At 57.8% G+C, this 6,000-nt stretch carries 4 protein-coding genes and 2 pseudogenes; 1 reads left to right on the top strand and 5 read right to left on the bottom strand.

What is annotated here, in order from left to right; genetic code table 11:
* A pseudogene (locus IB279_RS35265) lies at window positions 1–135 on the top strand (IS3 family transposase); the annotation flags it as partial.
* A 21-nt stretch (window positions 136–156) separates the two neighbouring features.
* On the opposite strand, the pseudogene IB279_RS35260 reads toward IB279_RS35265, so the two are convergent.
* The 5 genes and pseudogenes from IB279_RS35260 to IB279_RS35240 form a co-directional block, all read right to left on the bottom strand.
* Window positions 157–1,389 (bottom strand): annotated as a pseudogene (locus tag IB279_RS35260) (dihydroxy-acid dehydratase); the annotation flags it as partial.
* Window positions 1,386–2,549: a fumarylacetoacetate hydrolase family protein gene (locus IB279_RS35255; RefSeq protein WP_192341093.1), complete on the bottom strand. Its 1,164-nt coding sequence runs from the start codon at window positions 2,547–2,549 to the stop codon at window positions 1,386–1,388. The gene IB279_RS35255 and the pseudogene IB279_RS35260, both read right to left, overlap by 4 nt.
* A 581-nt stretch (window positions 2,550–3,130) precedes the next feature.
* Window positions 3,131–4,045, bottom strand: a complete 915-nt coding sequence (locus IB279_RS35250; RefSeq protein ID WP_192341091.1) for an SMP-30/gluconolactonase/LRE family protein — start codon at window positions 4,043–4,045, stop codon at window positions 3,131–3,133.
* Window positions 4,042–4,923 (bottom strand): NAD(P)-dependent oxidoreductase, encoded by an 882-nt coding sequence (locus IB279_RS35245; RefSeq protein ID WP_256439318.1) that lies wholly within the window; start codon window positions 4,921–4,923, stop codon window positions 4,042–4,044. Before IB279_RS35245 ends, IB279_RS35250 begins: the two co-directional genes overlap by 4 nt.
* A 10-nt stretch (window positions 4,924–4,933) precedes the next feature.
* On the bottom strand, window positions 4,934–5,944 hold the full coding sequence (locus IB279_RS35240) for an aldo/keto reductase (protein WP_192341088.1): 1,011 nt from the start codon (window positions 5,942–5,944) through the stop codon (window positions 4,934–4,936).
* Between the last annotated feature and the right edge of the window lie 56 nt (window positions 5,945–6,000).

The raw sequence follows: 6,000 nt of genomic DNA, 5'->3' as shown, positions 1-6,000 counted from the left end.
GCCGAGTTCGCTCAGACAATCAACCCGCGACGTGATGCGGTGCTGCGCAGCCGGAATGGCTCCGCACCGCAACCCGCCGCTACCGCCCCCAATACAGCAGCCCAAAACCGCTGGAGCAAACTCAAAACTGGATAAAACTTGGGGGCAAGGTCACTCGAGATAGCGTTTGCGGAACTCATCGGATACAACGCTCATCTTCATGATCGCGAAGTCGAAAAGGTTGCCTTTCAGAACGAGGAAGCCCGCGCGCTCCCTCAACGGTTCGTCGAACGGCTTGATAACGTCACGATCCTTGGCTTCTCGCCCCTCCAGGTTCTCAGCCATGGTCGTGCCTGTGACCGTCCGGCAGCGACCGTCCAGCTTGCCAGCATTCAGGAGTTCCCACATGATCGCGGGCGTACCTCCCGCCCGATGGTAGCGTTCGCCTAGATAGGCGCCGGCTGGTTGGATATTCGCCAGAAGCGGAATGTCGTAGCCGTGTACCTGCCAGTCTTCTGGGCGAAGGTCGACGCCGGCATGCTTGGCCATGGCAGCTAGATGCGGTTGCGCATTGGTAGAGCCACCGATAGCAGAGTTCGTTCGGATTGCATTGAGGAACGCTTCGCGCGTGAGGATGTCAGACGGTTTCAGATCTTCGAACACGATTTCCACCGCGCGACGTCCGGTTCGGTATGCCATCTGACCGCGCTCGCGGTAGGCTGCAGGAATGTTGCCGCATCCCGTTAACGAGAGGCCGAGGGCCTCGGCAAGCGCGTTCATCGTCGACGCCGTGCCCATGGTGTTACAGTGGCCAACCGACGGAGCGGAATCAAGCGCTGCTTGAAGGAATTCCTCCCGGTCGATTTCCCCCGCAGCGTATTTGCGGCGCATACGCCAGATGACAGTTCCGGAGCCAGCAAGCCCACCGTCATGCCATCCGTCGAGCATTGGCCCCGCAGAAAGCACGATCGAAGGAATATCGACAGTTGCCGCCGCCATAATCGCTGACGGGGTGGTCTTGTCGCATCCTGTTGTCAGCACAACACCGTCGAGCGGATATCCGTATAGGACTTCCACGAGCCCGAGATAAGCGAGATTTCGATCGAGCGCGGCAGTCGGCCGCTTGCAATTTTCGAAGATCGGATGGGTCGGAAACTCGATTGGAATACCCCCCGCATCTCGGATTCCGTCACGCACACGCTTTGCCAGCTCGATATGGACCCGATTGCAAGGCGTCAGATCACTACCGCTCTGCGCGATGCCGATAATCGGCCTCCCGGAGCGCAACTCTTCTGGCGTGATGCCGTAGTTCATAAACCGCTCCAGGTAGAGCGCGGTCATATCGATGTGATCAGGATTGTCGAACCAATCTTGCGACCGGAGCCGCCTAGCGGCTTTTGGCGAGCTCATCGAAGCAGCCCCCGCCTTGCAAGATTGCTCATGAGCGCACCTAGGCCGAACGTCCATGGGGCAATTTCATCCGACCGCCCTACCCAGTTTAGCAGAGTCCCCAGTGTCGCAGATGATATGCGAACCTCGTCGTTCGAGTGATGGGTGAAACCTAATCCCGCAGTTGTTCGGTCATGAACAGGAGCGAACATTGTTCCGAGGAACAGCATAAACCCGTCGGGATACTGATGAGACTTGTTAATCGTCTGACGAACAAGATCGGGCAAGGGCCGCGAAATCCGGGTCATATCGTTTGTGCCGTCCATTACAAAGCCGTCTTCACCGCTCACGTGAACGCGCACTTCCATTCTTTCGACGCTTGCAAGTGTGAAAGAACTGTCAAACAAACGAATGAAGGGCCCAACGGCACATGCGCCGTTATTGTCCTTCGCCTTACTGAGGAGGAGTGCAGACCGCCCCTCGACGTCCCGTAGATTGACATCATTTCCGAGAGTGGCCCCCTTGATTTCGCCTCTTGCGTTCACGGCCAGAACCACTTCAGGCTCAGGGTTGTTCCACGACGACATCGGATTTACCCCGATCATGGCTCCGCACCCAACCGAGGACATCGGTGCCGCTTTCGTGAATATCTCCGCGTCCGGACCGATCCCAACTTCCAGGTACTGGGACCAGTTTCCCGATGCCTGCAGCACCTGCTTTACCTTCAATGCAGCTCGAGACCCTGGCACCACGGAGCCCAACTGATCGCCTAGCACAAGTTTCAATTCGCTGCGGATCGCCTCCGCAAGTGCGGGATCTCCATTCGCGCGCTCTTCAATGACGCGTTCAAGCATACTGTCTACGAACGTTACGCCCGCCGCTTTCACGACCTGCAGGTCGTTTGGCGCCAACAAGCTGCCCTTCGGGCCAGTGTTTCCTCCCGCGGAAAGGAAGTCCTCAAGCCTTCCAAGCAGGGGAAATCGGTTGGGGTCTTCAGGGAGATGTTCTTCGAGATTGAGGATGCTCGCAATCGTCGGTCCGAGCTCCGATATGTCGTGGACTGCGTCTCCATCAACCAGGACCGGGCAGGGACCATCGACCGCATTCAACCAGACCCGCCCCACAAGCGTAGCCGGCCCGTCCTTTGGCAAAATTTCTGCTGGACTAACTCTTCTCAACATGTCTTGACTCCTCAACTATTTCGTGACGACCGGGCCAGGAGCCCAAACCCATGAGCGGCCCACATTGTCCCCCGGGCTGCCTTCCGCTCAGCCTAAATGCTCCGCTCATCGCTTCTCCCAAAGCGGCACCTCATGCATATTTAAGAGCCCAATTATAATGTATACATTATGCCATTGCAACGCTACTATATCCGATTTCGAGGTTTCATTTCGAATTTTCGACCCGCGTGAGAGTGACGAAAGCTGCCTGGCTAAAGTACAGGACACATTCCAACGAACGCTATGATGGAGCGGCTGAAGCTGATGTGCGTGATCGCCCAGAGCCGCAGCGGAAGAGTCGTCGCGTCGCCGGCCGTAAGCGCTGATCAGCGTCTCGTCGAACGAAAGCGGCACCGCAAGCAAGCCCGCTGGAACAAAAGCCGACATAAGGCGGGGTCGACAGGAGGGCCAACAAATGAGCGAGACCTACGAGATCGGGAATAGAAAAAATGCTGTGTAGATACGCGCTTCGCACGCTGCCTTGATCCATCCCGTCCTGCCTTTATGGTGGCCCAACGTGCCGGGTGGGAAGCCTACCCCGCCTAATCCTGACAAATCCGGATCAACCAAGCCTCGCTTTCCGTGGTGACCAGCAGTTCATCGTTTCCGGCCCCGCCGAACGCAAGGTTTGATGCGATCGCCTTCGAATGGATCAAACCCAACAAGTTGCCGCGGTCCGAATAGCATTCAACTCCTCGCCCCGTCGCCACCCAGAGGCGGCCTTCGGGGTCGCACCGCAGGCCGTCCGGGACACCATGTTCAATATGGCAAAAGAGGCGTTGCTTGCCGAAGACATGTCCGTCCGCACCGACTGCAAACTCGAAGACGTCTCGCGGCCCATTGGGGTCGAAACCTCGCTCAGTCCCCATTTCGGCACCGCTGTCAGCAACGAACAACCGAGTTCCATTGGGGGAGAAGCACAAACCATTTGGCATGGAGAGTGTATCAACTTCCGCCGTCAACACGCCATTTCGCTGATCATACCGGTAGACGCGATTTCTAGATTGCTCAGGCTCGGCACGCCTACCTTCAAGGTCCGAGAGGATTCCATAGGTGGGATCGGAGAACCATATCGATCCGTCAAGCGCTTCGACGACATCATTAGGCGAGTTCAGGCGCTTTCCGTGGTATTGGTCGCAAACCACTGAAACCTCGCCCGCCGGGTCTGTCCTAGTCACACTTCGGCTCAAGTGTTCGCATGATAGAAATCCGCCACACTTCAAGGGATAGTGCCCATTCGCATAGTTGCAAGGCGACCTAAATACTCGGGTGCCCGCGGCCTTGGAATAGGACATTGTTCGATCGTTGGGAATGTCGGAGAACAGCCATAGCCGGAGCTCGCTCACGTACGCCGGCCCCTCCCCCCAACGCAGTCCACTCGCTACGCGCTGCGCGATGCCGGAAGCTTGCAGCTGATCCAAACTCAGCCCGAGCAATTCAATAAGTCGCTTCGTCACGGGGCCGGCTCCGCTTGGAGTTCGTAGAGCTTGGCATAAGCACTGTGGTCAAGCTCATCATGGCCTTCCGCAGCCAGTTTCATGAACCCATCCTTGACCAATTTCGCGTGCAGCAAACTTCGCAGGCCGTCGTCTTGGGCTGCGAGCCTCAAGTCTTTCAAATGAAGCCTGATTGCACCCGGCGCCGAGAAGTCGCGACTAGCCATGCGCGGCCCATGAACTTCCAGGACCTTGCTTCCGGCGAAACCGTTGGCGAGCGCCTCAATCAACTCACGAGGAGCAATACCATTGCGTTCAGCAAAGGCGAGGCCCTCGGCGACTGCGGCGATGGTTACGCCCACTATGATCTGATTTGCCAGCTTTGCTGTCTGACCTGCACCGGCCGGGCCCAAATGCACGGCGAGCCCCATGGCGCTGAGCAGCGGCTGCCCGCGTTCGAACGCTTCTGCTCCCCCACCCACGAAGATCGAGAGTGCCGCCTTCTCAGCTGCTCCGGTGCCCCCGGAAACCGGGGCGTCAAGGTAGAAGACACCGAACTTGGTGAATGCGGCGGCGTGCTCCTTTGCCACCTCCGGACCCGTAGTTCCGGTGTCAATGACAACTGCGCCACGCGGTATCGCGGACGCCAGTCCCGATTCGAAAAGGACCTGCTCCGTGACGTGCTGGTCACGCAAACAGACGACAACTGCAGCGGCGTGGCGCACAGCATCCATTGCGCTGGCTCTGACAGAATACAGTGCGCCGGCTGGGGCTTCGGCCACCGAGCGAGACCAGCCGGTGACGGCGAAACCCGCCCGCGCAAGCGCGTCGGCCATGTGTGATCCCATTTTGCCGACGCCAAGGAAAGCGACTTTATCGCCTGGCTTTAGAGCTGACATTGTATTGACCTCATGGCGAAAGCGGATGAAGTAGCCGCAGCGTCTTCAGTTCGTTCCAAAAGTCTTCTGAAATGGGCACATCGACCTGCGCTGCGTTTTCGGCCGCCTGCTTGGTTGAACCGGCGCCCGATACGACGCTCGCAACTAATGGATGGCGAAGCGTATACTGGTACGCGGCGGCTTTGAGCGGAACGCCATGGCGTTCGCAAACCGCTTCGATTCGGCGCGTCTTGTCGATGATTTCCGCAGTCGCCGGAACATAATTGTAGAACGGCGTGGGAACCGCCGTGCCGGTCGCCAAAATGCCCGAAGCGTACGGCGATCCAATCACTATTCCGATGTTCCTGTCTGCACATAGGGGAAATTCCTTTTCCAGAACGGTCTGGTCCAGAAGAGTGAACGGCATGGCCACCAGAAAGAAGTCGATGTCGAACCGATGCACGAACTCGGGAATGGTGCCCAGGATGTTCACGCCCGCACCGACAGCCTTTATTTCGCCGAAGTGCCGCAGCGCCTCGAGAGCCCGCCATCCGGAGCGTTCCAAGTCTGTGAAATGAGCATTGACGAGATCCGGCGAGCCGATTTCCGCGACGTCCAGATCGTGAATAAGCAGCATATCGATCGTGTTGAGCCCCAGCCGCATCTGACTCTGTTCATAAGAACGCATGATCCCGTCGTAGGTGTAGTCAAACCGATGCTCGAAAGGCAGGCCGCCGGCCCAGAATTCGCCCTTAAACGTACCCGGATCGTTCGGTCGATGGAACGTGCGCCCGACCTTGGTAGACAAAACGAACTCGTCGCGCGGTTGCTGGCGAAGCATCTGTCCAAATCGCAACTCACTTAGACCCCGACCGTACCACGGTGACGTGTCGTAGTACCTGATTCCCGCATTCCACGCGGTATCCAGGGTCTCGCGAGCATGGTTCTCAGGGACGCGTTTGTAGATCTCGCCAAGAGGAACTCCTCCGATACCGACAGGCGACAACATGACATCCGTTCGTCCAAGTTGCCGTTTCTTCATCACAAGCACTCCTTTCTCGTTTTCGAGCACGCGCGACCAAGACGCTTGTCACGAGT

Origin of the sequence: Ensifer sp. ENS06 (assembly GCF_014852205.1) — a bacterium.
Lineage (GTDB): Bacteria > Pseudomonadota > Alphaproteobacteria > Rhizobiales > Rhizobiaceae > Ensifer > Ensifer adhaerens.
The sequence above is the reverse complement of the archived record's forward strand: the minus strand, read 5'-3'. Positions and strand labels throughout refer to the sequence as shown.